General features: G+C 70.1%; 27 protein-coding genes. 21 read left to right on the top strand and 6 right to left on the bottom strand.

Annotated elements, in window-relative coordinates; all coding sequences use genetic code 11:
* Positions 1-13: 13 nt before the first annotated feature.
* Genes IPG68_04405 through IPG68_04415 form a run of 3 tightly spaced genes read left to right on the top strand, consistent with a single transcriptional unit; the run spans position 14 to position 2,354 of the window.
* Positions 14-1,087 carry an NDP-sugar synthase gene (locus IPG68_04405; protein ID MBK6762550.1) on the top strand — a complete coding sequence of 358 codons (1,074 nt, stop codon included), beginning with the start codon at positions 14-16 and terminating at the stop codon, positions 1,085-1,087.
* 44 nt (positions 1,088-1,131) lie between these two features.
* Complete coding sequence (locus IPG68_04410; GenBank protein ID MBK6762551.1) at positions 1,132-1,758, top strand: patatin-like phospholipase family protein; 627 nt, start codon at positions 1,132-1,134, stop codon at positions 1,756-1,758.
* On the top strand, positions 1,755-2,354 hold the full coding sequence (locus IPG68_04415; GenBank protein MBK6762552.1) for a hypothetical protein: 600 nt from the start codon (positions 1,755-1,757) through the stop codon (positions 2,352-2,354). Before IPG68_04410 ends, IPG68_04415 begins: the two co-directional genes overlap by 4 nt.
* Before the next feature lie 23 nt (positions 2,355-2,377).
* On the opposite strand, the gene IPG68_04420 is transcribed toward IPG68_04415, so the two are convergent.
* Positions 2,378-3,664 (bottom strand): coenzyme F420-0:L-glutamate ligase, encoded by a 1,287-nt coding sequence (locus tag IPG68_04420; GenBank protein MBK6762553.1) that lies wholly within the window; start codon positions 3,662-3,664, stop codon positions 2,378-2,380.
* Positions 3,664-4,605, bottom strand: coding sequence for a 2-phospho-L-lactate transferase (locus IPG68_04425; GenBank protein MBK6762554.1), 942 nt, complete (start codon positions 4,603-4,605; stop codon positions 3,664-3,666). The genes IPG68_04420 and IPG68_04425 overlap by 1 nt, the downstream gene beginning before the upstream one ends.
* Here IPG68_04425 and IPG68_04430 point away from each other — a divergent pair.
* The 15 genes from IPG68_04430 to IPG68_04500 all read left to right on the top strand — a co-directional run bounded on the left by IPG68_04430 (position 4,537) and on the right by IPG68_04500 (position 20,229).
* Positions 4,537-7,140, top strand: a complete 2,604-nt coding sequence (locus IPG68_04430; GenBank protein MBK6762555.1) for a bifunctional FO biosynthesis protein CofGH — start codon at positions 4,537-4,539, stop codon at positions 7,138-7,140. The two genes, IPG68_04425 and IPG68_04430, sit on opposite strands and share 69 nt — an antisense overlap.
* A gap of 198 nt (positions 7,141-7,338) precedes the next feature.
* On the top strand, positions 7,339-7,599 hold the full coding sequence (locus IPG68_04435; protein ID MBK6762556.1) for a WhiB family transcriptional regulator: 261 nt from the start codon (positions 7,339-7,341) through the stop codon (positions 7,597-7,599).
* Positions 7,600-7,726: 127 nt separating this feature from the next.
* Positions 7,727-8,218 carry a peptidase gene (locus IPG68_04440; protein MBK6762557.1) on the top strand — a complete coding sequence of 164 codons (492 nt, stop codon included), beginning with the start codon at positions 7,727-7,729 and terminating at the stop codon, positions 8,216-8,218.
* A 43-nt stretch (positions 8,219-8,261) separates the two neighbouring features.
* Entirely contained in the window at positions 8,262-8,618 is a 357-nt protein-coding gene (locus IPG68_04445) for a DUF3499 domain-containing protein (GenBank protein ID MBK6762558.1), read from the top strand.
* Positions 8,619-8,628: 10 nt separating this feature from the next.
* The gene (locus IPG68_04450; GenBank protein ID MBK6762559.1) at positions 8,629-10,032 is read left to right on the top strand and encodes a phosphomannomutase/phosphoglucomutase; all 1,404 of its coding nucleotides are present in this window, start codon (positions 8,629-8,631) and stop codon (positions 10,030-10,032) included.
* Between the two features lie 10 nt (positions 10,033-10,042).
* Entirely contained in the window at positions 10,043-10,240 is a 198-nt protein-coding gene (locus tag IPG68_04455) for a hypothetical protein (protein MBK6762560.1), read from the top strand.
* Positions 10,237-11,406: a mannose-6-phosphate isomerase gene (locus IPG68_04460; protein ID MBK6762561.1), complete on the top strand. Its 1,170-nt coding sequence runs from the start codon at positions 10,237-10,239 to the stop codon at positions 11,404-11,406. The genes IPG68_04455 and IPG68_04460 overlap by 4 nt, the downstream gene beginning before the upstream one ends.
* A 5-nt stretch (positions 11,407-11,411) precedes the next feature.
* A complete protein-coding gene (gene manA / locus IPG68_04465; GenBank protein ID MBK6762562.1) occupies positions 11,412-12,470 on the top strand; it encodes a mannose-6-phosphate isomerase, class I in 1,059 nt (352 codons plus the stop codon).
* A 33-nt stretch (positions 12,471-12,503) separates the two neighbouring features.
* On the top strand, positions 12,504-13,442 hold the full coding sequence (locus tag IPG68_04470; protein ID MBK6762563.1) for a cation diffusion facilitator family transporter: 939 nt from the start codon (positions 12,504-12,506) through the stop codon (positions 13,440-13,442).
* Positions 13,443-13,502: 60 nt separating this feature from the next.
* Positions 13,503-14,753 carry a DUF222 domain-containing protein gene (locus IPG68_04475; protein MBK6762564.1) on the top strand — a complete coding sequence of 417 codons (1,251 nt, stop codon included), beginning with the start codon at positions 13,503-13,505 and terminating at the stop codon, positions 14,751-14,753.
* On the top strand, positions 14,750-15,520 hold the full coding sequence (locus tag IPG68_04480) for a CPBP family intramembrane metalloprotease (protein ID MBK6762565.1): 771 nt from the start codon (positions 14,750-14,752) through the stop codon (positions 15,518-15,520). Before IPG68_04475 ends, IPG68_04480 begins: the two co-directional genes overlap by 4 nt.
* Before the next feature lie 28 nt (positions 15,521-15,548).
* Positions 15,549-16,232, top strand: coding sequence for a response regulator transcription factor (locus IPG68_04485; GenBank protein ID MBK6762566.1), 684 nt, complete (start codon positions 15,549-15,551; stop codon positions 16,230-16,232).
* Positions 16,233-16,235: 3 nt separating this feature from the next.
* Positions 16,236-17,795: a HAMP domain-containing histidine kinase gene (locus IPG68_04490; protein ID MBK6762567.1), complete on the top strand. Its 1,560-nt coding sequence runs from the start codon at positions 16,236-16,238 to the stop codon at positions 17,793-17,795.
* Positions 17,792-19,459 carry a GerMN domain-containing protein gene (locus IPG68_04495; GenBank protein MBK6762568.1) on the top strand — a complete coding sequence of 556 codons (1,668 nt, stop codon included), beginning with the start codon at positions 17,792-17,794 and terminating at the stop codon, positions 19,457-19,459. The genes IPG68_04490 and IPG68_04495 overlap by 4 nt, the downstream gene beginning before the upstream one ends.
* A 68-nt stretch (positions 19,460-19,527) precedes the next feature.
* Positions 19,528-20,229 carry a ComF family protein gene (locus IPG68_04500; protein ID MBK6762569.1) on the top strand — a complete coding sequence of 234 codons (702 nt, stop codon included), beginning with the start codon at positions 19,528-19,530 and terminating at the stop codon, positions 20,227-20,229.
* Here IPG68_04500 and IPG68_04505 read toward each other — a convergent pair.
* A complete protein-coding gene (locus IPG68_04505; protein ID MBK6762570.1) occupies positions 20,177-20,830 on the bottom strand; it encodes a hypothetical protein in 654 nt (217 codons plus the stop codon). The genes IPG68_04500 and IPG68_04505 overlap by 53 nt on opposite strands.
* A gap of 269 nt (positions 20,831-21,099) precedes the next feature.
* On the opposite strand from IPG68_04505, the gene IPG68_04510 reads away from it, so the two are divergent.
* Positions 21,100-21,468 carry a response regulator transcription factor gene (locus tag IPG68_04510; GenBank protein MBK6762571.1) on the top strand — a complete coding sequence of 123 codons (369 nt, stop codon included), beginning with the start codon at positions 21,100-21,102 and terminating at the stop codon, positions 21,466-21,468.
* Positions 21,469-21,476: 8 nt separating this feature from the next.
* On the opposite strand, the gene IPG68_04515 is transcribed toward IPG68_04510, so the two are convergent.
* Positions 21,477-22,271 (bottom strand): GNAT family N-acetyltransferase, encoded by a 795-nt coding sequence (locus IPG68_04515; protein MBK6762572.1) that lies wholly within the window; start codon positions 22,269-22,271, stop codon positions 21,477-21,479.
* Positions 22,272-22,312: 41 nt separating this feature from the next.
* Here IPG68_04515 and secA point away from each other — a divergent pair, with 41 nt between their 5' ends.
* Positions 22,313-25,108, top strand: coding sequence for a preprotein translocase subunit SecA (gene secA, locus IPG68_04520; protein ID MBK6762573.1), 2,796 nt, complete (start codon positions 22,313-22,315; stop codon positions 25,106-25,108).
* Between the two features lie 4 nt (positions 25,109-25,112).
* Here the strand turns inward: secA and IPG68_04525 are convergent, their stop codons facing one another.
* Positions 25,113-25,514, bottom strand: a complete 402-nt coding sequence (locus tag IPG68_04525; GenBank protein MBK6762574.1) for a hypothetical protein — start codon at positions 25,512-25,514, stop codon at positions 25,113-25,115.
* A 90-nt stretch (positions 25,515-25,604) separates the two neighbouring features.
* On the opposite strand from IPG68_04525, the gene IPG68_04530 reads away from it, so the two are divergent.
* Positions 25,605-26,090, top strand: a complete 486-nt coding sequence (locus IPG68_04530; protein ID MBK6762575.1) for a hypothetical protein — start codon at positions 25,605-25,607, stop codon at positions 26,088-26,090.
* Here the strand turns inward: IPG68_04530 and IPG68_04535 are convergent.
* Entirely contained in the window at positions 26,052-26,288 is a 237-nt protein-coding gene (locus tag IPG68_04535) for a helix-turn-helix domain-containing protein (protein MBK6762576.1), read from the bottom strand. The genes IPG68_04530 and IPG68_04535 overlap by 39 nt on opposite strands.
* Positions 26,289-26,325 lie beyond the last annotated feature (37 nt).

A 26,325-nucleotide genomic window follows, 5' to 3' on the forward strand; every position in this document is an offset into this window, starting at 1 on the left:
GCAGACTGACGTGATGCTGGAGTCGATTCTGCTGGTCGGGGGCAAGGGGACCCGGCTGCGGCCACTGACCATCAACCACCCGAAGCCGATGCTGCCCGTGGCCGGCGTGCCGTTCACCGAGCACCAGATCGCGCTGGCCCGGGCGGCGGGCGTGACCCGTGTCGCTCTGGGGACCTCCTACCGGGCGGAGGTGTTCAGCGACTACTTCGGGGACGGTTCGCAGTTCGGGGTGGCTCTGGACTACCGGGTGGAGGACGAACCCCTCGGTACCGGCGGTGCCATCCGCAACGCTGCCGACGCGCTCACCTGCGGCCCGGATGATCCGGTGATCGTCTTCAACGGCGACATCCTCACCGGCCTGGACATCCGGGCCCTGGTGGACTCGTGGCGACGTGCCGATGCCGATGTGGCGATATACCTGACCAGGGTCGAGGACCCCCGCGCGTTCGGCCTGGTCCCCACTGAGGGGGAGCGGGTGACGGCGTTCTTGGAGAAACCGCAGACACCTGAGGAGATCGTCACCGATCAGATCAACGCCGGCTGCTACGTGTTCCGGCGGCGGGTCATCGACGAGATCCCGGCCGGCCGGCCGGTCAGCGTGGAGCGGGAGACATTCCCGGACCTGCTCGCACAGGGACGCACGGTCGTCGGCCACGTCGATCCTGGATACTGGCTGGACCTCGGGACGCCGCTGGCGTTCGCCCGGGGCAGTGCCGACATCGTCCTCGGGAAGGTGGCCTCGCCGGCCCTGCCCGGCGTGCCCGGGGAGGCGCTCGTGGGCGAGAGCGCGGTGGTCGAGGGGGTCTGCGACGGTGGTACCGCCGTCGGTCGCGGCGCGCGGGTGGGGACCGGCAGCCACGTCACCGGGTCGGTGCTCTTCGATGGCGCCGAGGTCGGGCAGGGGTGTGTCGTGGAGGACAGCATCATCGGTGCGGGTGCCGTCATCGGCGACGGCAGCGTGCTGCACTCGGTGGTCGTCGGGGACGGCGCCCGGATCGGCGCCGGCAACGAACTGCTCGCCGGGGTGCGCGTGTGGCCGGGGGTTGCGCTCGGTGACTGCGCCGTGCGGTTCTCCTCCGATCAGTGACGCACGCACGGCCATGACCGGGCCGGGTTTGCTACACCGAAGATGTGGGTGACAACGTCGCGATCATCATGTCCGGGGCGGCCGCGCGGGGTGCGTTCCAGGCCGGTGCGCTGTCCAGGGTGATTCCGGCGCTGCTGGCAGCCGGGCACCGGCCGAGCCTGTTTCTGGGCACCAGCGTGGGCGCGATCAACGCGGCGATGTGGGGTGCCCTGAGCCACTTGCCGACCGACCAGGCCAGCGAACAGATGTTGGGCATCTGGCGGGACATGGACAGCAAGGGGATCCACCGGCATCCAGCGCGCACGCTGCTGACCGGGGACGGTCCCCGGCTGCTGCTGGCCATGATGGGCATCGGCAACGGTGCCTCGGCACTGCTGGACACCACTCCGCTTGCCACCCGTTCGACCCATCTGGTCGACATGGACCAACTGGCGAAAAACGTCGAGGACGGTCGTCTCGACGGGATCGGGGTCACTGCCACGCGCATGCCGCGCGCCGACGGCGGTCTGGGCGGCCGGGACCGCCCGCGCACTGTCCTGTTCATGCACGGCCCTTCCCTGCCCCTGCACAAGGTGGCCGATCCGGCCAGGGCGGTGGACCTGGCGCCGGGACCGCTGACGTCGCAGCACGTGCTGGCCTCCGCTGCGATCCCGCTGGGGTTCCCCCGGTGAGAATCGACACCCCGCAGGAGATGGCAGGGTGGTACGTGGACGGGGGAGTGCGGCTCAACGCCCCGTTGCGCCCAGCGATCGCGCTGGGCGCCCAACGCCTCGTGGTGATCGACGCGATGCCGAACGACCCCGGCAACCCGCTACCGCCCTCGCCCGACGGTGAGCCCATGCCGCCGCTGTCGGACATCGCAGCGATGTTGTTGGACGCCACGATCGGCAACGAGGTGGCCGAGGACATCCGCCTGCTGCGCACCCGCAACCTCATGCTGGCCCAGGCCATCGCCGCGAACGCCGAAGTGCGTCATTCGGACGGCACGCTGATGGGGGTCACGCCGTATCTGGTGGTGAGCCCGGAACCAGGGCAGTTGCGCGCCCTGGCCGAGGAGGTGGTGACCGCCAAGACCGCGGACCCGGTGCGCAAAGTGCTCAACTCGGTGCCGTTCGCCCTGAGCCGTTCGCTGCGGGCCTTGGGCAACAGCCCCGGGCACATGGAGTTGTTCAGTTACCTGTTCTTCGACCGGGACTACTTCCGGGCCCAGATCGAGGTGGGCATGGCCGCGGCCGATGCGGCCCTGGCCGAGGGCTGGCTGGAGTAGGGCGCGGGGTGCCTACCGCGAGTTCACCGCACCAGCCAGTGCTGCGTGTGATCCGCGGGTGGGCGCTGCGCGGCCGCGGCCACCGGCCACCCGACGGCCACCGCTCCCAGGGGTTGCCAGGAAGCGGGCACGCCCAACTCCCGCTGTACGACCGGTGGGCAGAACACGGTGCTGGAGATCCAGGCCGACCCCAGTCCGAAAGCGGCCAGACTGACGAGCAGGTTCTCCACTGCGGCACCCCCAGCCACCAGGAAAAGGTCGCGCTCGAAACCGCCGCGGCGGGCATCCGGGTAGGGGTGAGCGGCGCCCGCCAGTTCGCTGAATGCCAGCACCACCTCCGGGGCCTGCCACAGCACGTCGCCGCGGCGCAAGCGCTTGGCGACCGATTCCTCGGAGAACCCGTCACCGCGCAGGTCCGCGGCCCACTGCTCGCGCATCGCCGTGAGCACCTGCTCGCGCTGCTGGCGCAGGAGGACGAAGCGCCACGGCCGGGTGTGGTGCGGACTCGGTGCGGTGCACGCGGCCCGCACGGCCTGCTCGATCAGGTCCAGCGGAACCGGCCGGTCGGCGAAGGACCGCACTGTGCGCCGCGCGGTGACCGCGGACTGCCGGGCCAGCGACGTGCCCTCGGAGAACATGTCCTCCTCGCTGGGCCGGATGAGGTCGCGGGCGCTGGACTGCCCGGCGGCGTCGATGCCGCGCACCACGGCCACCGGGGTGCCGCCGGTCTTGCCCTTGACCAGATCCGCCGCCGCGGCGATCTCATCGGCCACGGCCACTTGGGTCATCTCGAGGGTCTGGCCGTTCGTATCGGCGGTTCCCCGCAGGTCACGCACGGCGGTCACGCCCGCCACGCCCAGCGCGAAGTCGGTCACACCGACCCGCCACGGCCGCCCGGCGGTGTCCGTGACAACCACTCCGACATCGGCCCCGAGGCGTTCCTGCAGTGCCATCCGCAGGTTCGCCGCACTGGCGTCGGGGTCGCGTGGCAGGCGCAGCGGCCGGGGGGTGTTGGAGCGGTCCACGCCGGCCGAGGCCATCACCACCCCCAGGTGGTTCTCGACGATCCGCAGGTCGTCGCGCACGGCCACCGTGCGGACGGTGTCGTCGGCGATCGCCGCGTCCCGGTCGGCGACCCATTGCCCCTCGGCCTTGCTCAGGATCTTGGAACTGAGCACCACGATGTCGCCGTCGCGCAGACCAGTGGACCCGTCGGGCCAGGTGATGCCCGGCAGCGCTGCGGCCAGCGAACCGGCCAGGTCGACGCCCTCGTCGTACTCGGGCAGGCCGGCAACCGCCACGACCTGCATCACGTGACCAGCCCCACGGCGCTCCGCGCGAGTCCGGCAGCGGCATCGATGTCGGTCATGAGGGTGGAGGTGGCCAGCGCGCCGCGGATCCCGGAGGGTTCCGGGTCGCCGGTCTCGTACACCCAGCCGTCGAGGATCCCACCGCCCTCGCGGGCGCCGTAATGGGCCGCGACGGACGCCGCATCGGCGGACACCCCGATGACGGCCAGGCAGGTGTCGGCCATGCCCTTGACCGGGCGCCCGCCGACGATCCCGGAGACACCGACCACCGGGGCCGGCCCGGTGGCAACGGCCTCCCGGATGCCGGGCACGGCGAGGATCGGCCCGATGCTCACGACCGGGTTCGACGGGGGCAGCACGATCACGTCGGCGCGCCGGATCGCGTCGAGCACGCCAGGTGCGGGCTGGGCGTCGTCGATGCCGATGAGGCGGAACGCGTGCGCGGGCAGGGCGGCGCGGTGTTGCACCCACCACTGCTGGAAGTGGATGGCTGTGCGGCCGTCGGCGGTGTCGACGACGACGTGAGTCTCCACGCGGTCGTTGGTCATCGGCAGTAACTGCACGCCCGGCTGCCACCGCCGGCACAGCGCGGCGGTGACCTGGTCGAGGCCGTAACCGGCGCTGAGCAGTTGGGTCCGGACCACGTGGGTGGCGATGTCGCGGTCGCCGAGGGTGAACCACAGCGGTGGGAAGTCGTACGCGTCGAGTTCGGTCAGGACGCTGTACGTCTCGTGTGAGCGGCCCCAGCCACGGTCTGCGTCGATGCCCCCGCCGAGTGTGTACATCACCGTGTCGAGGTCGGGGCAGACCTTCAGCCCGTGCAGCCAGATGTCGTCGGCGGTGTTGCCGATGACGGTGATCTCATCCTGCGGATGGGCGGCCCGCAGACCCTGCAGGAAACGGGCTGCCCCGACCCCTCCGGCCAGCACCGTGATCCGCATGCGACCAACCTTTCGAAGACCCCGCCCGATGGGCGCGCGTACGCTTTGCTCGTGACTCTACGTCGGGCCCTCGCGCGCGCAGAACGGGCCGCCTCGCTCGATGTGGGGGAGGTGGCGCAGTTGCTCTCGGCGACCGGTGCCGACCTCGAAACGCTCTGCACGGTCGCCGCCGGCATGCGTGACCGGGCCAGGGACACTGTCACCTACTCGCCGAAGGTCTTCATCCCCGTCACCCGACTGTGCCGCGATCGTTGCCACTACTGCACGTTCGCGACCGATCCGGCCTCGCTGCGGCGCGAGGGGCATGGGCCCTACCTGGAGATCGAACAGGCCGTGGCCATCGCCGCTGAGGGTGCCCGGGCCGGTTGCGCCGAGGCGTTGCTCACACTCGGCGACCGTCCCGAGGACCGCTGGCCGGTGGCCCGTGCCTGGCTCGACGAGCGCGGCTACGACAGCACTCTGGACTACGTCCGGGCCGTGGCGATCGCGGTGCTCGAGCAGACCGGCCTCCTACCGCACGCCAACCCCGGCGTCATGACCTGGGAGCAGATGGCGCGACTGCGCCCGGTGGCCCCCAGTATGGGCATGATGCTGGAGACCACCAGCCAGCGGCTGCACACCACGCCGGGGGCGGTTCACTTCGGGTCCCCGGACAAAGACCCGCAGGTGCGACTGCGGGTGCTCCAGGACGCCGGCCGGCTCGCCGTGCCCTTCACCACCGGGCTGCTGATCGGGATCGGGGAGACGCTCGCCGAACGCGCGGAATCGCTGCTGGCCCTGCGCAGCGTGCAGCGGCAGTTCCACGGGGTGCAGGAGGTGATCATCCAGAACTTCCGCGCCAAGCCCGGCACCGCGATGGCGGGGGTCGCCGACTGCGGCCCGGAGGAATACCTGGCCGCCGTGGCCACGGCCCGGGTGGTGCTGGGGTCAGCGGTGCACGTGCAGGCACCCCCGAACCTCACCGACGCCGAGGAGCTGCACCAGCTGCTGGCCGCCGGCATCGACGACTGGGGCGGGGTGAGCCCGGTGACGGTGGACCACGTCAACCCCGAGCGTCCCTGGCCGAGCATCGAGGTGCTGCGCCGGGTCACGCAGGAGGCGGGTCTGCACCTCGCGGCGCGACTGACGGTCCACCCGGAGTTCCTGGCCCGCGGTGACGCCTGGCTGGACCCCCGGCTGCACCCGTTCGTGTCCGCACTGGCCGACGACCGCGGGCTGCTGGCCGACGGTGCCCGGCCGCGCGGCCGGACTTGGCAGCAGGAGTCCGACTACGGCAGTTTCGCCGCTGGCGGGGCGGGCCGCACCGATCTGGCGCTCACCATCGACATCCGGGGCCGGGACACCGACCGGCGCAGTGACTTCGACACCGCTTTCGGCTCTTGGGATGCCCTGTCGGTGACTCCGTCCGGGCAGGTCGGGACCGGGGATTTCGCCGATGCGCTGGCGCTGGCCGGTGAGGATCCGGGCGCCCTGGCCGACCCGGCCAACGAGCCGCTGGCACTGGCACTTCTCGCGGCCACCGGCGAGCAGGTGGCGCAGGTGGCGCAGGTGGCCGACGAACTGCGGCGGCGGCGGGTGGGCGACGACGTCACGTACGTGGTGAACCGCAACCTGAACTTCACCAACGTCTGTTACACCGGCTGCCGGTTCTGCGCCTTCGCACAGCGGGAGTCCGACGCCGACGCCTTCACCCTCGCCCCCGACGAGATCGCGCGACGGGTGCGCGAGGCCTGGGACGCCGGGGCCACGGAGATCTGCATGCAGGGCGGGATCCATCCGCGGCTGCCCGGCACCGCCTACTTCGATCTCGCCCGCACCGTCAAGCAGGCCGCACCGGGGATCCATCTGCACGCCTTCAGCCCGATGGAGATCGTCAACGGCGCCACCCGCTGCGACCTGAGCGTGCGGGACTTCCTGCAGGAGTTGCGCGACTGCGGCGTCGATTCGATCCCGGGCACCGCCGCGGAGATCCTCGACGACGACGTGCGCTGGGTGCTCACGAAGGGCAAGTTGCCCACGGCCACCTGGATCGATGTCATCAGCACCGCGCACGAGGTGGGCCTGCGGTCGAGTTCGACGATGATGTACGGCCATGTCGACACCCCCGTGCACTGGGTGCGGCACCTGCGCACCCTGCGGGAGGTGCAGGAGCGCACCGGCGGGTTCACCGAATTCGTGGGCCTGCCGTTCGTGCATCAGAACGCCCCGCTGTACCTCGCGGGCAAGGCGCGCCCGGGCTCCACGGCCCGCGAGGACCTCCTCGTGACCGCCCTGGCCCGGCTGTTGCTGGACGGCGCCATCGTCAACATCCAGGTGTCGTGGGTCAAGCTCGGACCCGCCGGTGCCGCCGACCTGCTGCGCGCGGGGGCCAACGACCTCGGCGGCACCCTCATGGAGGAGACGATCAGCCGGATGGCCGGGTCGGCGCACGGATCGGCGGTCAGTGTGGAGCAACTGCGTGACATGGCCGACCGTGCGGGCCGGCCGGCCCGCCAGCGCACCACGACGTACGCGGCGGTCGACCGCGTCAGTTGAGGCCCAGAGGCGATTTCTGGCCATTTGCGGCGTGTCGGCTTGCACTTCATCGCGAGTTATCCACAGATCAGGTCACCTGAACGGACCATTCTGGGCGATCGGGTTGAGAGGCAGACTTACGACCATGTAATTTCAACGGTGTCGTCAGTCGACACCATCAGCAAGATCGCGCATCGGGGCGCGGGAGTGGAGAGAGCAATGCAAGAGTCGATCGTCAGGTTGCCGTTGGCCGAAGTGGAAGAACTCAGCTGGCAGGAACGTGCGCTGTGCGCCGAGACCGACCCAGAATCGTTCTTCCCGGAGAAGGGTGGTTCCACCCGGGAGGCCAAGCGCGTCTGCTCCTCGTGCGAGGTCCGCCGGGAATGCCTGGAGTACGCACTGGAGAACGATGAGCGCTTCGGCATCTGGGGCGGGTTGTCCGAGCGTGAGCGCCGCCGTCTGAAGCGCGCCGCGGTCTGACCCCAAGCAGCTTCATCTTCCCCACTTCTTCCCCGAGAACTGGCAAGCAGTTTCGATTGATCGACAAAGGGTGGCCCACCAGCGTGGTGAGCCACCCTTTGTCATACCCGCGGCTACAGTCGGCCATATGTTGATGCGCGTCGGTCACCGATCCGAGCACGCACCCGCCCACGGCGACGGTGCGGACGTCCGCGTCAGCGTCAGTTGGTCTTCCGAGCCGGCAGCCCGCAAGCGCCTGCGCCGCAGGGACCGTCGCAACCGTGGCATCCGCGGGCCACTGGCGCCGCGGGCGGTGCCCGTCGCCCGCAGTCGGGCGCAACGCTTCGACGAGCAGGTCCTGCTGGCCTGGGACCGACTGGTCGGCGGCAACCCCGAACTGCAGTTCATCGAGATCGCAGTCAGCGACGTGCCGGAGCCCGACCACCCCGCGCTGGCCGTGTTCGATCCCGCGGACGCGGGGTACTCGGCCCGCATCACCGTCTACCGTTGGGCGCTGGAACTGCGCGCCGGGACCCCGGCGGCCCTCCAGGGGCTGATCTGCGACGTCTTGGCCGAGGAGGCGGCGGCGTTCCTCGCCGTGTCGCCGCAGGCCCTCGACTCCGGATACCCGCGTGTCTGAGCCCGGGCGGGGTGTGAACCCCGCTCAGGGGTACCGTGGGGCGGTGAACACCCGCAGTTGCTCGCGGCCCTCGTGCCGGCGACCGGCCGTGTCCACGCTCACGTACGTCTACGCGGACTCCACTGCGGTGCTCGGCCCGTTGGCCACGTTCGCCGAACCCCACTCCTACGACTTGTGTGAGGAGCACTCCGTGCGCCTCACCGCCCCGCGGGGGTGGGACGTGGTGCGCCTGGAGCCGGACCCTTCGGCCCTGGAGCCGTCCCAGGACGCGCTGCAGGCGCTCGCCGACGCGGTGCGCTCAGCGGCGCAGCCGACCCCGCAGGCCCCGGCCGACCCGGAACCCGGACAGGTCACCGTCGGCGGGAAAGGCCACCTGCGGGTGCTGCGCCCCATCGAATAACCTGACGGCCATGAGCCAGTCAACAGCCGGTTACCCGGCCGAACTCGTGTCCGCGGTCATCAAGGCCTACGACGTCAGAGGGCTCGTCGATGAACAGCTCACACCCGCGTTCGTGACGGCCGTGGGCCGGGCGTTCGTCGAGGCACTGGGCCTGCGCGACAGTGGCGCGGTGGTCGTCGGCCATGACATGCGGGACTCCTCCCCGGGCTTCGCGCGGGCATTCGCCGAAGGGGTCACCTCCCACGGGGTGGACGTCACCCTCATCGGCCTGTGCTCCACGGACGGGCTGTACTTCGCCTCCGGGCGCCTCGACCTGCCCGGGGCCATGTTCACCGCCAGCCACAACCCGGCGGCCTACAACGGGATCAAGCTGTGCCTGGCCGGCGCGGCCCCGGTCGGTCAGGACAGCGGGCTCTCCGACATCGCTGACCTGCTCATCAGCGGCATCCCCGAGTACGACGGTCCGGTGGGCCGCATCGGCGAACGCGAGATGCTGGATGAGTACGCCGACTACCTGGTGGGACTGGTGCCCGCGCTGCAACGGCCGCTGCGGATCGCCGTCGATGCCGGCAACGGGATGGCCGGGCTGACCGCACCGGTGGTGCTGGGCAGGCTTCCGGTGGCCGTCGAGCCGTTGTACTTCGACCTCGACGGATCCTTCCCGAACCACGAGGCGAACCCCATCGATCCGGCCAATCTTGTGGACCTGCAGCGTGCGGTGCGGAACTCAGGTGCCGACCTCGGCCTGGCCTTTGACGGTGACGCCGACCGCTGCTTCCTCGTCGATGAGCGCGGAGAACTGGTCAACCCGTCGACGCTGACGGCGCTGATCGCCACCCAGGAACTCGCCCGCGTGCCCGGCGCGCCGGTGATCCACAACCTCATCACCAGCCGGGCCGTGCCGGAGATCATCGCCGAGAACGGCGGAGTTCCCGTGGTGACCAGGGTCGGGCACTCGTTCATCAAGGCCACCATGGCCCAGACCGGGGCGGTGTTCGGCGGGGAGCACTCCGGGCACTTCTACTTCCGGGACTTCTGGCGCGCCGACAGCGGGATGCTGGCGGCGCTGCACGTGCTGTCCAGCCTGGCGGCCACGCCGGTGGGCACGACGCTGTCGCAGGTGCTCGAGCCGTACAGCCGGTACGTGCTGTCCGGGGAGATCAACACCGAGGTGGCCGATCAGGCCGGCGCGATGGCCGCGGTGCGTGACCACTTCGCCGGTCGGGACGTCACCTTCTCCGATCTCGACGGGCTGTCCGTCGACGGTGGCACGTGGTGGGTCAACGTGCGGCCGTCGAACACCGAGCCCTTGCTGCGGCTCAACGTGGAGGCCCCGGACTCGGCACAGATGGAGCAGTTGCGCGATGAGGTGCTCGCCGTCTACCGCGACGGTGACCACGCGGGCGGGCAATAGGGTGGGTGCTGTGAACCTGGATCCCACCCTGCTGGAAGTCCTGGCCTGCCCCTGCCCCGCGCATGCGCCGGTGCAAGAGGTCTCCGATGGCCTGCGCTGCACCGTCTGCGAGGCCGTCTTCGAGGTGCGCGACGGTATCCCGGTGATGTTGCTGGATGAAGCCAGGCCCGGCCCGTCGGGAGTCGTGGGCGTCGCGGATCCAACGTGAGCCTCGACGACACCCTCCTCGACGACCCTGAGGAACTGGTTGCCATCGACCCCCAGCGGATGCTGGCGAGCACCGCTGCTGCCGGTGCGGCCATCCGCGTCGCGCTCGCAGTCGACGGTGACCACGCCCTGGGTCCGTTGACAGCCCAAGGGCGGCCTCGCAGTCTGTGCGTCGTGGGTGCCGGTGGGTCCAGCGCACCGGGAGAGGTGCTGGCCGCCGTCGCAGGTCGCGGTTCGCCGGTGCCGGTCTTCGCCTTCGGGGGTCCCACGCTGCCGGGGTGGGTGGGACCGATGGACCTGGTCGTGGCTGTGTCGGCCTCCGGGCGGACCCCGGAGATCCTGTCGTTCATCGGCGAGGCGCAACGCCGTGGCAGTGCCGTGCTGGGGATCGGCGCGGCCGATTCACCGTTGCAGGAGGTGTGCACCGATGCCCGCGGAGTGTCCTTCTGGCCGGTGTCGCGGCGCAGCCCGATGCATGACGAGCAGAAGGCGCGCTCCCTGCTGTGGGCGCTGTCGGCGCCGCTCTTGCTGCTCGCCGGCGATCTGGGTCTGGTGGCCGGTGCCCGGGAGGGCCTGGCTGCCGCAGCCCAGCGCCTGGACTCCCGCGCGATCGAATGCGGGGTGGGGGTCGCTACCTCGGACAACCCCGCCAAGTCGCTGACCCTGCACCTGACCGCCGGACTGCCGCTGGTGTGGGGCAGTGGGGATGTCGGTGCGGTGGCTGCGCGCCGGCTCGGGCGGCAACTCGCGGAGAACGCCGACTGGCCCAGTGTGGTGGGGGCCTTACCGGAGGCTGCCCGCACGCACGCGGGGCTGCTGGCCGGGCCGTGGGCGGGCCAGGCGGACGAGGTTGACATCTTCCGCGACCGGACTCTCGACGATCAGCTCCAGCCGCGCATGCGGGCGGTATTGGTCCGCGACGCCATGGAACATCCCGACACCGCGGCCATGGCCGAGGCCGTCGTGCAGACTTGCGAACGGCTCGGGGTGTCCTACCAGGTCGTGTCGGCAGTGGCCGGTCACCCCATCGAGCAGTTGGCCGACCTGATCGCCGTGATGGATTTCGCGAGCATCTACGCGGCCCTGATGCAGCGCCGCGATCCGTCGTCCAGCGCCGAGGACATCGACCCGCGGTTCGGGCGGACCCGGCCGACCGGGGGAGGGTGACGGGGATGGAGATCGTGCGGGGGCATCTGCAGTCCTACGACTGGGGTGGCACGGACGGGCTGTCGGCTTGGACGGCACCGACGGGACGGCCGCAGGCCGAACTCTGGTTCGGCAGCCACCCGAACGGGCCGTCCCCGCTGCGGGATGCGCCGGGTGCGGCATCGGCGCCGATGCCCCTGCTGACGAAGTTGCTGTCCGCGGCGCGCCCGCTGTCGATCCAGATCCATCCCCCGGCGGCGATGGCCGAAGCGCAGTACGACGTCCAGCAGGCCGATCCCGGCGCACCGCGGCTGTTGTCGGATCCTTATGCGAAGGCCGAGATCCTCATCGCGCTGGAGCCCTTCGAGATCCTCGGCGGATTCCGGGATGCGCGCCAGAGCGCAGCCGTTCTCAGCGCCCTGGGTCCCGGCCTGGGCCGGGCCGCGGCGGCGGCCACCTCCGGCGACATCAAGCAGTGTGTGCGGACCTTGCTGACGTTGGGCATCGACGACGTCTTCGTCAACGCGGCGCGACTGCCGGAGGCGTTCCTGACGGCCGGATTGTCCGCCCACGATGCGGCAGTGATCGACGAGGTGGTCCGGTGTTTCCCCGGGGATCCGGGTGTGTTCGTGGCGGCACTTCTGTCCGCTCGCACCCTGGCTGCAGGGGAGGCCGTGTATGTCACACCCGGCACGGCCCACGCCTACGTGCGCGGCACCGGCATCGAGGTGATGACCAACAGCGACAACGTGTTGCGCCTCGGCCTGACGACGAAGACCGTCGCGGTCGATGCCGCACTGGCGGCGATGTCCGTGGCGGCCCGCCCTCACCTGGTCGCCAGGCAGTCCGTCCAGGGAGTGGACACCTACGCCCCGCAGGGTGCTCCGTTCATCGTGAAGGTGCTCACCGGCACGCGGGCGGTGGCCGCGACCGGCGCGGGTCGCACGCTGCTGTGCCTGGACGGGACGGTGACGGTGGCCGGACTGTCGCTCGCGGCAGGTGAGGCCCTTCTGCTCGGTCCCGACGATCCCGACGCCGAGGTGAAGGCGGACGGCCGCGCGGTACTCGCGAGCGACGTGGCCTGACATCCGGCCGGTGCGGTGCGGCAGGATGGCCAGGTGAGCACCGAGGGTGGCACCAAGGCCGTGATCGCGGCGCTGGGTGCCAACGTCGGGATTGCGATCTCCAAGTTCGTGGCCTTCGTGCTGACCGGTTCGTCATCCATGCTGTCGGAGGCGATTCACTCCCTGGCAGACAGCGCCAATCAGGTGCTGCTGCTGGTGGGTGGCAAGCGCGCGCGGCGCGTGGCCGACCGGACCCACCAGTTCGGTTACGCCCGCGTGCGTTACGTCTACGCCTTCGTGGTCTCGATCGTGTTGTTCCTGGTCGGCGGCATCTTCAGCCTCTATGAGGGATTCCACAAGTTCACCCACCCGGAGGAACTGCGCGACGTCGGTATCGCCATCGCCGTCCTGCTGATCGCCATCGCGCTGGAAGCGTTCTCCTTCCGGACCGCCTTGCGCGAGGCCAACCGGTCCCGCGCAGGGCGCGGCCTCCTGCGTTACGTCCATGACGCCCGGCAGCCGGAACTGCCGGTAGTGCTGCTCGAGGACTCCGGCGCACTGGTCGGCCTGGTGTTCGCGCTCGTCGGGGTCGGCATGGCCACGATCACCGGCGACGCGCGCTGGGACGGCATGGGCGCCATGGCGGTGGGCACCCTTCTGGTTGTCATCGCGGTTTTCCTGGCTTTCGAGATGTCCAGCATGCTGGTGGGCGAATCCGCGCTGCCCGAGCAGGAGGAAGCCATCCGTGCCGCGCTGGCGGGGGCGCCGGGCATCGACCGCGTCATCCACCTGAAGACCCTGCACGTGGGGCCCGACGACATCCTGGTGGCGGCCAAGATCGCCATCCGCGGGCAGGATGACGCGGCCACCATCGCGCGCGGCATCGACGGAGCCGAGGCGTGCGTGCGTGAAGCCGTGCCCAGCGCCCGGTACATCTACCTCGAGCCGGACCTCGACCGCTACGCCGCGGGTGGGCAGGACGAGGGGCGCTAACCGGCACGACACTGTCCACATCCTCCTGCGCCGTATCGAACAGGTGTTCTATACTGAGTTATGCCCGGAACCGCACCCACCCCCTCCGCGGCCCTGGACCAGCTCAGGGCCGGGTTCCGGGCGATGTCCGACCAGGGGCACCTCGACGACCTGCACACCGCGGAGCAGGCCCGCAGGCGCGCCGACGCGGTCCACGCGGTGCGGGTCGCCGAGCTGGCCGCCCGGTCGCAGGCGGCCAGCCGTGGCATCGGGGGTGCCGGCACCGAGGAGATCGGGTGGCTGCTCGGGCTGTCCAGCCGCGCCGCTGCCCACCTGGTCGGTACCTGTGAGGACCTGGTGTCCCGCCCGCTGGTGTTCGACGGGTTGCACCAGGGCCTGATCGACCGCACCCGCGCCCTGAAGATCGTGCACCTGCTGGCCGAGGTCCCCGACCCGGCCCGTGAACGCCTGGAGGCCCGGGCCATCGGCTACGGCACCGAGCACACCACCGCCCAGCTGCACCGGTACCTGCTGCGCCTGACCTGCGACCACGACCCCGACGAAACCCTGCGCAAACAGGCCTTGGACCGCCGCGGGGTCGCCCTGATCCGGCGCGGGCACGGCATGACCAGCATCTGCATCGACATCTCCGCCGAACACGCCGACGCGTTCATCCAAGGCCTGGACCACTACGCCAACAACCACCACCCGGACCCCTACGACCAAGGCCCGAACCGCAGCCTGGAGCAGCGCCGCGCCGACGCCCTGGTCGGGCTGATCACCGACCGCACCACCTGGGACGTGCACGTGGCCATCAGCATCCCCGCCGACATGCTGATGGGCGTGGAAACCGCCGGCGCGGACCTCAACGGCTCCCCGGTCACCCACGCCCTGGCCCTGCACCTGGCCTGGTCCCCCCGACGCCCGCTGACCCGGCTGGTCACCGACCCGCTTACCGGATCCCCCTGGACCCCGGCACCACCCGGTACGAGATCCCGAAGAAACCTACGCCACGCCATCCGGCTGCGCGACCAGACCTGCCGGTGGCCCGGCTGCACCCGCAAGGCCGAATACACCGACACCGACCACGTCATCCCCCCACCGACTGTCCGGGCACACCAGCGCCGACGGCCTGGTCTGCCTCATGCCGGCACCACCACCGCCTCAAAACCTTCGGACACTGGAAGATCCACACCAAGTCCACCTACGCCCTCGACCTGCGCATCACCGCACCCCTGGGCACCACCCGCACCACCAAACCCCCTCAGCACCCACGACGAGACTGAACCGTTACGCCGCAATGGCACACTGGTGCGCGAGGTGATCGAGTGACCAGCCAGATCGCGCCTGCCACGGCCGTGCAGTCCCCCTACCCGGGGGCCTCCGATGCGGCTGTCGCCGCATGGTGGCAGGGCGTGCGCATCCGGCGCCCCAGCTGGGGCGTTCCGGACTTCTTCATCGCCGTGGCGGCCTGGCTGGTGTTCAGCGTGGTGTCCGGGATCCCGATCCTGCTTACCGGCGAGGGGACGGCGGTCTACGCCTGGATGCTCCTGGTCGGCGTCGTGGTGCCGTGGTTCGGGATGGGCGGATGGCCGTGGCTGATCAGCCGTCTTCGCGGCAACGGCGTGCGACTGGACTTCGGCCTGCGCGTGCGCTGGTCGGACATCGGGTGGGGCGTGTTGTTCGGTATCGGGGCGCTCGTGGTCGCCAGCATCATCGCCGTGATCCTCACCGCCATCTTCGGCGAGTTCGACTCCAGCGCCGGCGAGGTGGCCACAGCCCTCAACGACTTCCCGATAGCCCGATTCCTGTTCGCGCTGGCAGTGGCGTTCGGGGCCCCCATCGTCGAGGAGCTGTGTTACCGGGGGTTGCTGATCACCAGCCTGCTGAAGCGGGGCATGAGCCGCTGGCTGGCGGTGGTGATCAGCGCCGCACTCTTCGCGGTCATGCACCTCGAACCGATCCGTTTCGCGCTGCTCTTCGCGATCGGCCTCATGTTGGGCTGGGCGCGCGTGCACCGGAACAACACCACCACGTCGATCGTGGCCCACATGATCAACAACCTGCCCGGCGCCATCGGCATCCTGTTCCTGCTGTAGTGGCCATGCTGTCTGCAATAGTGGCAACGTGAAGGGACGCGTATTGGTCGTAGACGATGATCCGGCTCTGTCCGAGATGCTGGGGATCGTCCTGCAGGCCGATGGTTTCGAACCGTTCTTCGTCGCCGACGGTGCGCGGGCCCTGGAGGCGTTCCACCACACCCGGCCCGACCTCGTCCTGCTCGACGTGATGCTGCCCGGCAAGGACGGCATCGAGGTGTGCCGGGCGATCCGCGCGGAGAGCGGCGTCCCGATCGTCATGCTGACGGCCAAGACGGACACGGTCGATGTGGTCCTCGGACTGGAGTCCGGTGCCGACGACTACGTGGTCAAGCCGTTCAAGGCCAAAGAACTCATCGCGCGTATCCGCACCCGCCTGCGCCGGCTGGAGGACGCCAAGCCGGAAGTCCTGCACCTTGGTGACCTCACGATCGACGTGGCCGGACACAGCGTGCGCCGCGGGGACACGGCCATCGAGCTGACGCCGCTGGAATTCGACCTGCTCGTGTGCCTGACCCGCAAGCCCTGGCAGGTGTTCAGCCGGGAGGTGCTCCTGCAGGAGGTCTGGGGCTACCGGCATCCCGCCGACACCCGCCTGGTCAACGTGCACGTGCAGCGCCTGCGGTCGAAGATCGAGCGCGACCCGGAGAATCCGGAGCTGGTCCTGACCGTGCGCGGGGTCGGGTACAAGGCGTGCGACGACACGGGCTGACCGGTGTTCACCGCGCTGGCCCACAGGTGGCGCCGCTCGTTGGCCTTCCGCGTCGTCGCGTCGACGCTCGTGGCGGGCACCCTGCTGGTGGGCGTGAGTCTGGGCCTGCTGTTGATCCGGGTCACCAACGGTCTGGTGGACGCCAACACCAGCAAGTCCATCGCAGAGGCCAACGTCGGCCTGGCCGCCGCCCAACAGGTGGTGCTGCAGGCCAGTGAGGGCGGGCCACCGGCACCCAGCGAAGGGCTCGCCGACTCGGTGATGAACGCGCTGCTGACCGGCAGTGAGGGCGGCACGGCCTTCGAGGTGCTCCTGCTCGACGGATCGTCCGCGGCCGATGTTCAACTGCCGGAACGTGGGACGAACCTTGTGCTGGTCGCCAGCGTCCCGACCGACATGCGCACGACGGTGCAGGCCGACGGGCAGGAGGTGTGGACGTTCACCACGGTGCGCTACGTGAACGCACAGGAGGAGCCGGGGCTGGTCGTGGGAGCCCTGCTCCCGCTTGGCGGCGAGACCGCCTATGAGGTGTACTACCTGTTCCCCTACGGCGAACTGCAGGGGACGCTGGACCTGGTCCGGTCCACCGCACTTCTGGCAGGCATCCTGCTGGTGGCCTTGCTGGCGCTGCTGATGTCTCTGATCGCACGCCATGTCGTGCTACCTGTCCGGCAGGCCGCGCGCACCGCAGAACTGCTGCGAGCCGGGCACCTCGAGCAGCGCCTGCCCGTGCGCGGTGAGGACGACCTCGCCGCCCTGGCCCTGTCGTTCAACGACATGGCGGCGTCCCTGCAGACGCAGATCCGGCAGTTGGAGGATCTGTCGAGGCTGCAGCAGCGGTTCGTGTCCGACGTGTCACACGAGCTCCGCACGCCGCTGACGACGGTGCGGATGGCCTCGGACGTCATCTACTCGCAGCGCGCTGAGATCCCCGCCCAGCTCCGGCGCAGCAGCGAGTTGCTGCATGACCAGCTCGACCGGTTCGAACTGCTGCTGGCCGATCTGCTGGAGATCAGCCGGTTCGACGCCGGCGCGGCGCAGCTGGAGACGGAGGCTGTGGACGTCCGCGACATCGTAGGAGGCGCGGTCTCCGCTGCCGAACCGCTGGCGCAATCACGGGGTTCCCGCATCGATCTCGACCTGCCCGACGCTGCCTGCGTGGCTGCCTGCGATTCGCGCCGGATCGAACGCATCCTGCGTAATCTGCTGTCCAATGCGATCGAACACGGTGAGGGCCGGCCGATCGAGGTGCGGGTGGCCGTCGGGGAGGCGGCGGTGGCGGTATCGGTGCGCGACTTCGGCCGCGGACTCGACGACGGCGACCTGGACCGTGTATTCGACCGCTTCTGGCGGGCTGACCCTGCCCGTGCCCGAACCTTGGGGGGCACCGGCTTGGGGCTGTCCATCGCGATGGAGGACACGCGCCTGCACGGCGGCCGGCTCGCAGTGTGGGGCCGGCCGGGGCAGGGGGCGCTGTTCCGGCTCACGCTGCCCCGGGTGGCCGGCCAGGCGCTGCCCAACGCCTCCCCGCTGCCACCCGATCCGACGGTGGTGGAGGGATGAGGGGGCCGGCATCGGTGCTGGCGGCGGCCCTGCTGCTGGCCGGTTGTGCACAGGTGCCCACCAGCGGCCCGGTGGTCGAGGTGGATCAGCAGGTCCCCGAGGTGGGGTCGACCAGCTTCGTGCGAGTGCTGGCCCGCCCACCGCGCAACGGGATGTCCCCCACGCAGATCGTGCAGGGGTTCCTCGATGCCGCATCGGGTTTCGAGGACGACCACTCCGTCGCCAAGATGTACCTGACGCCGGTGGCCGCCCGGCAGTGGCACCCAGCGGCCGGGGCCCGGGTGTACGGCAACGGCACGGAGACCCTCGCCCCGGACGCTGAGGGCGACGTCACGCTGACGGCAGCCCGGGTCGCGGCGATCTCCCCCCGCGGACAGTACGTGCCAGCGCCCTCGGATGCGGTGCTGAACGAGGAATTCGGGCTCGTGCAGCAGGACGGCCAGTGGCGCATCGAGAGCGTCCCCCAGGGCCTGCTGCTGTCCCGGGCGGCGGTCGAACGGTCGTTCCGGGAGTACCAGACGTACTACGTGGCCCAACCGGGCGGCATCCTGGCGCCAGACCCGGTGTTGTTCGTCAGCAGCCGGAGCGACGTCGTCGAGGGTCTCGTGCGGGCGCTGCTGTCCGGCCCCGGCGCCTGGTTGCGGCCATCGGTGGCTACTGGATTCCCGCCGGGGACGACCCTCAACGCAGTGACGGTCAGCGACGGCGTGGTGCAAGTGGACCTCTCGTCGGCCGCCGGTGCCGCCGACGACCTGGCGCGCCAGCAGATGTCGGCGCAGTTGGTGTGGACGTTGCGCCAGGTGCCGTCCATGCGCGGGGTGACGATCACGGTGGACGGGCTGCCACTCACGGTGCCGGGCGCCGAAGTCGTACAGCCGCGCACCTCCTGGCCGCAGTTCGACCCCGACGGGTTGCCGGCCGGTTCCCCCTGGTACCTCATCAGAGGCGGACAGGTGCTGACCATGAACACCGGCACGGTCGCGCAGCAGGTCCCGGGAGCAGCCGGCAGTGGTGATCCCGTGGTCCGGCAGCCGCTGGTCAGTCTGGACGCGTCGGCCATCGCCGCCACCGATGAGACCGGGGGGCTGCTCACCACGGGGACCGCGGACGATGCGAAATGGCGCCGGGCGCGCACGTCGGGGACCAGCGCCGGTGGGTCCTGGGACCGGACCGGATTGCTGTGGCTGCCCGACCCGGATGTCGGGGTCCAGGTGGTCAACGTGCTCGGCACCCAGAAGGTGCCGATCAAGCTGACTCAGGTGCGATCGGTGCAGGTGTCCCGCGACGGGTCCCGGGCCATCGTGGTCGCCGGCCCGCCCGGCGGTGCCATCGCGTACCTCATGCGCGTGGATCGCACGAGCGGTCCGCCGACGCTGTCGTCCCCGCGGGTCCTGGCCACTGGTCCGGTGGTGGCGGCGACCTGGTCGTCGGCGACCGAGGTCTGCCTGCTCGTGACCCCGCCGGACCAGCCGGCGCAGGTGGCCATGGTGGATCTGGGCCTGTATTCCGCGCGGTTGCTCGGCGGCCCGCCGCGGGCGCGCACGGTGGCCGCGGCCCCCGACCGGCCCGTGCTCTCGGGCACCGCCGACGGTCAGATCTGGCAGTTCAACGGCAGCACCTGGACCCCACTGACCGCCGGGCGGCAGCCGCGCTACCCGGGTTGAACGGGCCGGTCGTCCCCAGATCCCGTGTGGGCATTGCGGCCGGTGCCCAGCAGAGAGACGCTTGAGGTATGACCTGGCGTGACGCTGTGCTCGCCACGGCGTTGGGCGCGACCTGTGTGGGCTGCTCCCGTCCCGGCCGGCCCTGGTGCCGGCAGTGCTCCGAGGATCTGCAAGCACGGGTGGATCCGCGCGAACTCGGCACCGACCCGTTGGTCGTCGCGTGCAGCGGCTACGCCGATGTCCTGCCGGCGGCCATCGTCGCCTTCAAGGACCGCGGGGTGCGCGCCCTGCGTCCGCAGTTGGGCGCGGTCCTGGCCGTGGGGCTCATCGCCGTGGTACAGGACCTGGGCCCGGCGGCGGTCGTTCCCGTGCCGTCGGCGCCGGCCGCGGTGCGGCGACGCGGGTTCGACCATATGGCGCAGTTGGCCCGCCATGCCGCCGGCCTGGCCGGGCTGGAATGCCGGTCCGTGCTGCGGGCTAGCAGGCGCCGGGATCAGGCCGGACTGGGATTCGCCGCGCGCCGGCGCAATCTAGCAGGGACCGTCCGGGTCGCCGGGGGATCGGGAGCCGTCATCCTGGTCGACGATGTTCGCACGTCGGGGGCCACGCTGACCGAGTGTGATGGTGTCTTGCGGCGTGGCGGCTACACGCCGTTAGCCCACGTGGTCATCGCCGCAGCGATGCCCGACCCGCCGTGCGGTGTGGACCGGGAACGGGTTAGCGTGAATTGTTCAACGGGGGTGGCACAGAAGGAGGACTGTCGTGAGTGACGTCGCCGAGATCGTGGTGCATGGACGACATGTCGAGGTGTCGCGGCGATTCCGCGAGCACGTCCACAGCAAACTCGAGCGCATCGACAAGTTCGGCATTCCGCTGCGCCGGGTGGACGTGGAGGTCTCCAAGGAGGCCAACCCGCGCCTGGCCGACCGGGCGTTCGAGGTGGAGTTGACCACGCGGGCCAACGGGTCCGTGATCCGCGCGGAAGCCGCTGCCTCCGACAAGTACGCAGCCCTCGACATCGCCTACGGACGCCTCGAGCAGCGCCTTCGCCGGGCCGCTGACAAGACCCGGTTCCACCGGCACGGTGCGGAGGCCGTCCGCAGTCCGCGGGCAGCCGGCCTGGACAATCTGGAGACTCCGCCCGCCGAGGTGGATGCCGTGGCGGACGAGCCGGACGACACCGTCTGGGAGCAGGGCCCGGTCATCGTGCGCGAGAAGAGCCACGAGACGGTGCCGATGACCGTGGAGCAGGCGGTCACCGAGATGGAGATGATCGGCCACGACTTCTTCCTGTTCATCGATGAGAAGTCCGGTGATCCGGCGGTCGTCTACCGCAGGCGCGGTTTCGACTACGGCCTGATCCGCGTGCACACCGCCGACGAGCGTTCCGAGGAGTCCGCCTTACCGCACCGCCCCGGCGTCCCGGACGCACGGTGGTCCTGGATCCGGAGCCGTTGTTCGCCCACGGGGTGTCGTCGGTGCTGTGCGGGTTCGTCAACCCCGATCCGGTGGTCGGGGTGTGGGGATCGTCGATCGCGTGGCCAGGCGCGGCAGGGGTGGCCATCATCGGTGTCCGCCGTCATGCCGACGGCGATACCGAAGTGGTCCTGTCGGCTCTGCGGTCGGGCACCCCCACGATCATGCTCGGCGTGCCGGGGTCCGAGCGCCACGTCGTCGAACTGCTGCGCGCCGGGGCCAAGGAGATCCTGGCGCGCGACTGCGCCACCGCCGATCTGGTGCACGCGGTGCAATCGCTGCGCTGGGACGCGCCCGTGCCGCGCCGGTCGGCCGCGACCGGTCCCACCGACCCGACCGCGCGGGAACTCGAGGTCATCGCGTTACTCGCGCAGGGGATGAGCAACCGGGAGATCGCCACGGCACTGTTCATCAGCGAACACACGGTGCGCAACCACCTCGGTCACGTCTTCGCCAAATTGGGGGTGTCCTCACGGACACAGGCCGTTGTGCGTGCCGGTCAACTCGGCTGGCTTCGACTGCCGGTGTTCTGAGGAGCGAGTCACAGCCACCCGGCCGGCAGCGGGTCGTCCGTGAGGCGGTGGCCTGTCGCCTGCAGGTAGCGGCGGGCAGCCGCTATCGCGGGCGGCGGCGCATCCTTGGAGACCACGTGCAATCCGCTGACCGACCGCACGGCGAGCACCCATCCGCTGTCCATGCCCCCGACCGCCGTGCGCGCCACCCACACCGCGACGGCACTGCTGGCCAGGGGCCGCAGGTCCGGGGGCACATCCGCGGCGGCCACCGGTTGCACCTGCCACTGCCCGGCCACGAGTTCGGGGGCGTCCGCCGGGGCCGTCCAGCCGCCCACGACGCAGTCCACGAGCCGGCCCCGCTGCACCAAGGCCTGCCGGCGGTGGCCCTCGATGGTGAAGCCGGCCTTCGTCGCGACCCGCACGGAGGCATCGTTCCCGGCCAGCGCCTGCCAGTCGATGCGCTGGTAGCCCGCTGCGGCCAACTCCTCGCGCACGGCGACCAGGGCGGCCGTGCCCACCCCGCGCCCCCGCGCCCAGGGCGCCACCCAGTAGCCGATCTCGCCGACGGGTCCGGGCATGGTGGCGCGCGTGTTCCGGACGCCGATGACCCCGTCCAAGCCGGTCACGTCGATCGCCCAGACGTGGTCCTCGCCGGCGCGGGTGCGCAGGAACTCGTGGGCGTCCTCGATCCCGTACGGCTGGGGGATCTGCGTCCACCGGGCGATCTCAGGGTCGGTGCAGGCCCGGGCCAGGGCTTCGGCGTCCGTGGCAAGCAGCGGCCGGAGCCTACCGTCGGGCATGTCGAGGGTGTCGCGGATCACGACCTCATCCCACCACCGCAGGGGTCACGTACGATGCAGAGGTGCGAGTTCTAGACAAGATCCTGCGGGCCGGCGAGGGCAAGGTCCTGCGCAAGCTCAAGGCCATCAGCGTGCAGGTCAACGCCCTCGAGGACGACTTCCGGGCGATGAGCGATGATGAGTTGCGCGACCTCACCCCGGAATTCCGGTCCCGGCTGGAGAGCGGCGAGACCCTCGACGACCTGTTGCCCGAGGCGTTCGCTGCGGTGCGGGAGGCGGCCTCGCGCACGCTGGGGCAGCGGCACTACGACGTCCAGATCATGGGTGGCGCGGCCCTGCACCTCGGGAACATCGCCGAGATGAAGACCGGTGAGGGCAAGACGCTGGTCGCGACACTCCCGTCGTACCTCAACGCGCTGGCCCGCAAGGGCGTGCATGTGGTCACGGTGAACGACTACCTGGCCGAGCGCGACTCCGCGTGGATGGGCCGGGTGCACCGGTTCCTCGGCCTGGAGGTGGGGGTGATCCTCGCCCAGATGACCCCCGAGCAGCGCCGCAAGGCCTACGCCGCGGACATCACCTACGGCACGAACAACGAATTCGGCTTCGACTACTTGCGCGACAACATGGCGTGGAGCGTCGACGAGATGGTCCAGCGCGGCCACTTCTTCGCCATCGTCGACGAGGTCGACTCCATCCTCGTCGACGAGGCCCGGACGCCGCTGATCATCAGCGGACCGGCCGACCAGTCGCCGAAGTGGTACTCGGACTTCGCCAAACTCGCCCGGCGCCTGAAGAAAGACGACGACTACGAGGTCGACATCAAGAAGCGCACGGTCGGCATCCTCGACCCAGGAGTCGCCAAGGTCGAGGACTGGTTGGGCGTCGACAACCTCTACGAGACCGTGAACACCCCGCTGGTCGGGTTCTTGAACAACTCCATCCGCGCCAAGGAACTCTTCGAGCGCGACAAGGAATACGTGGTGCAGAACGGCGAGGTGCTCATCGTCGACGAGCACACCGGCCGCATCCTGGCCGGCCGGCGCTACAACGAGGGCCTGCACCAAGCCATCGAGGCCAAGGAGGGTGTGGAGATCAAGGCCGAGAACCAGACGCTGGCCACGATCACCCTGCAGAACTTCTTCCGGATGTACGACAAGCTCTCCGGCATGACCGGCACGGCCATGACCGAGGCTGCGGAGTTCAACCAGATCTACAAACTCGGGGTGGTGCCGATCCCGACGAACCAGCCGAACGTGCGGGTGGACCTCTCCGACGTCATCTACCGCACCGAGTCCGCGAAGTTCGCCGCCGTCGTGGAGGACATCCACGAGTGCCAGGAGAAGGGCCAGCCGGTGCTGGTCGGCACGGCCAGCGTGGAGAAGAGCGAGGTCCTCTCCTCGCTGCTGCGCAAGGCCGGTGTGCGCCACGAGGTGCTCAACGCGAAGTACCACGAGCGGGAGGCGTCGATCGTCGCCGAAGCCGGGCGCAAGGGCGCGGTCACGGTGGCCACGAACATGGCCGGTCGCGGTACCGACATCATGCTGGGCGGCAACCCCGAGCTGATCGCCGCCGCCCATCTCGAGGCCCGCGGGCTCGATCCCGTGGAGACTCCGGAGGACTACGAGGCGGCCTGGCCGGATGCTCTGTCGAAGGCTGAGGAGTCGGTGCACTCCGAGCACGACGAGGTCACCGCTCTCGGCGGCCTCTACGTGCTGGCCACCGAGCGACACGAGTCCCGCCGGATCGACAACCAGTTGCGCGGCCGCGCCGCCCGGCAGGGCGACCCGGGCACCACGCGCTTCTACCTGTCGCTGGAGGACGACCTCATGAAGCGGTTCAACGCCGCGATGGTCGACGCGTTCCTCACGCGGTTCAACGTCCCCGACGACGTGCCGATCGAGGCGAAGATGGTCTCGCGCGCGATCGCCAGCGCGCAGGGCCAGGTCGAGGCGCAGAACTTCGAGATCCGCAAGAACGTCCTCAAGTACGACGAGGTGCTCAACCGTCAGCGGCAGGTCATCTACGCCGAGCGGCAGCGCGTCCTGCACGGCGAGAACCTCGAGGACGAGGTGCGCACGTTCCTCGACGAGACGATCTCCGGCGCGGTGACGAACTTCACCGCAGAGGGGTACCCGGAGGACTGGGACCTCGAGCAGTTGTGGACCCAGTTGGAAACCCTTTACCCGGTGGGCGTGTCCATCGCCGGACTGGAGGCCGAGGCCGGTGGCGAGCGTGCCGGGCTCAGCGCCGACTTCCTGATCCAGGCGCTGCAGGACGACGCGCAGGCCGCCTACGACCGGCGGGTGGCCGAACTCGGCGAACCGGTGATGCGCGAACTTGAACGGCAGGTGATCCTCAACGTCCTGGACCGCAAGTGGCGCGAGCACCTCTACGAGATGGACTACCTGCAAGAGGGCATCGGCCTGCGCGCCATGGCCCAGCGCGACCCGCTGGTGGAGTACCAGAAGGAGGGCTACGACCTGTTCGTCGCCATGATGAACGGCATCAAGGAGGAGACGGTCGGCTACATGTTCCACGTACAGCCGACGGTCGCTGGTGAGGAAGAGGGCGAGGAGGCGCAGGAGGCCGAGGAGAGCCCGCACCTGGTGGCACCGGGTCTGGAGCACGAGCGGCCACGTGAGGTCCAGTACTCCGCACCGACCCTCGACGAAGACGTCCCCGCCCAGGTGCAGCGGGGCACGCTCGACGGCGGCACGAGCGGCGGGCCCAACGGCTCGCGCAACCTGCGCGACACCGACCCGCGCTTCCAGAACGTCTCTCGCAACGCCCTGTGCCCCTGCGGCTCCGGCAAGAAGTTCAAGCGCTGCCACGGGGACCCGCGCCACGCCGGCTGAGCCCTCACAGCACAGCGACACTCACGCACCGCCACCGCCCGTGGCGGCGGTGCAGGCGCAGGGTCAGCGCCCGGGTGCGCTGCGGGCACCCCACGACGGCAGCCACCTCGAGGTTGTCCTCGCCGAGTGGCTGGGTGCGCACCGTCAGGACAGTGCCCTGGCGCAGCCGCGGATCCGGTTGTGGGGCACGCAGGGCCTGGAATACCACTGGGCTCACATGATTGACCAGCGTCGCCACGGCGCGCTTGCCGGCGAGCACCTCGACGACCGACTGGGCCAGTGCCCGCACCCACTGCTCGCGCGGTTCGGAGCCCTCCCGCACCAGATGCAGGTGGCGGTGGCGGGGCGGGTGCGGGACGGGGATCCACGTCTCGATGCTGGCCAGTGCGTGTGTGGAGGTGGTCATATGAATGCTCTTTGCTGTCGTTTGATGATGTTTGCGGCTGTTTGATCGACTATACGATCTGCGGTGGATGTGCGGTTAGGCTCTGTGGATATGCAGCAGGAATGGCCGGACCTGACCGCCGAAGAGGTGCGCGCGACGGCCATGGACCGGCTGGATCTGCACTACGAGCATCAGGATGCCCTGGCCGTCGAGCGTGGGGGCCGGGACCTCATGCAGCACTTGAGCCGCTTCTCCCGGCTACAGGCGGTCATCGGTGAGACGACGATGACCGGCGACCTGGTGGCGCTCGGCGGGGACTGGGTGCAGATCACTTCGGGCGTGTTGCGCCCAGGCGCATGCGACGAGATCCGTCCGCTCGGTCGTGGCTCGGGACTGCAGCCCGGACCGCTCAGTTTCCGGCAGTCCGTGCGGCAGTACGCCGGCCGGGTGCCGCGAGAGGTCGTGCTGGTCGGTGGCCGGGTCCTGCTGGTCGGCCTGGACTGGGTGGCGGCGGACTTCCTGCACGTCCGCGTGGCCGGGCGCCCGACCCTGGTGCCGCTATCCCAGGTCGCTGCTGTGCTCGGTACTGTCCAGTAGCGCCGCGGTCTGCTCGTAGGCGCGCTGGATGTATGCCTCGAGTTCTCCGGTCTCCACACGCCACTGGCCGCGGCCACCGACCTTGATCGCCCGGAGTTCACCGCTGCGCACGAGTGCATACGCCTGCGCCGACGAGATGTTGAGGGTCTCGGCCACATCGGCCAGCGTCAGGAACCGCACGCGACGATCCTCCCACATCGCATAATGGCCGGGGAGTGCACGCGGACAACCTGGG

It is taken from the genome of Micrococcales bacterium, from assembly GCA_016703125.1.
Taxonomy (GTDB): Bacteria; Actinomycetota; Actinomycetes; order S36-B12; family UBA10799; genus JADKAV01.

Excerpts from the sequence above, each read along its gene's own strand:
- IPG68_04475 (MBK6762564.1), top strand. The coding sequence starts at position 13,503 with ATGCCCGGAACCGCACCCACCCCCTCCGCGGCCCTGGACCAGCTCAGG.
- IPG68_04510 (MBK6762571.1), top strand. The coding sequence starts at position 21,100 with ATGCTCGGCGTGCCGGGGTCCGAGCGCCACGTCGTCGAACTGCTGCGC.
- IPG68_04430 (MBK6762555.1), top strand. The coding sequence starts at position 4,537 with ATGGGCGGCCCGCAGACCCTGCAGGAAACGGGCTGCCCCGACCCCTCC.
- IPG68_04405 (MBK6762550.1), top strand. The coding sequence starts at position 14 with ATGCTGGAGTCGATTCTGCTGGTCGGGGGCAAGGGGACCCGGCTGCGG.
- IPG68_04530 (MBK6762575.1), top strand. The coding sequence starts at position 25,605 with ATGCAGCAGGAATGGCCGGACCTGACCGCCGAAGAGGTGCGCGCGACG.
- IPG68_04500 (MBK6762569.1), top strand. The coding sequence starts at position 19,528 with ATGACCTGGCGTGACGCTGTGCTCGCCACGGCGTTGGGCGCGACCTGT.
- manA (MBK6762562.1), top strand. The coding sequence starts at position 11,412 with ATGGAGATCGTGCGGGGGCATCTGCAGTCCTACGACTGGGGTGGCACG.
- IPG68_04535 (MBK6762576.1), bottom strand. The coding sequence starts at position 26,288 with ATGTGGGAGGATCGTCGCGTGCGGTTCCTGACGCTGGCCGATGTGGCC.
- IPG68_04420 (MBK6762553.1), bottom strand. The coding sequence starts at position 3,664 with ATGCAGGTCGTGGCGGTTGCCGGCCTGCCCGAGTACGACGAGGGCGTC.
- IPG68_04435 (MBK6762556.1), top strand. The coding sequence starts at position 7,339 with ATGCAAGAGTCGATCGTCAGGTTGCCGTTGGCCGAAGTGGAAGAACTC.
- IPG68_04450 (MBK6762559.1), top strand. The coding sequence starts at position 8,629 with ATGAGCCAGTCAACAGCCGGTTACCCGGCCGAACTCGTGTCCGCGGTC.
- IPG68_04525 (MBK6762574.1), bottom strand. The coding sequence starts at position 25,514 with ATGACCACCTCCACACACGCACTGGCCAGCATCGAGACGTGGATCCCC.
- IPG68_04440 (MBK6762557.1), top strand. The coding sequence starts at position 7,727 with ATGTTGATGCGCGTCGGTCACCGATCCGAGCACGCACCCGCCCACGGC.
- IPG68_04425 (MBK6762554.1), bottom strand. The coding sequence starts at position 4,605 with ATGCGGATCACGGTGCTGGCCGGAGGGGTCGGGGCAGCCCGTTTCCTG.
- IPG68_04495 (MBK6762568.1), top strand. The coding sequence starts at position 17,792 with ATGAGGGGGCCGGCATCGGTGCTGGCGGCGGCCCTGCTGCTGGCCGGT.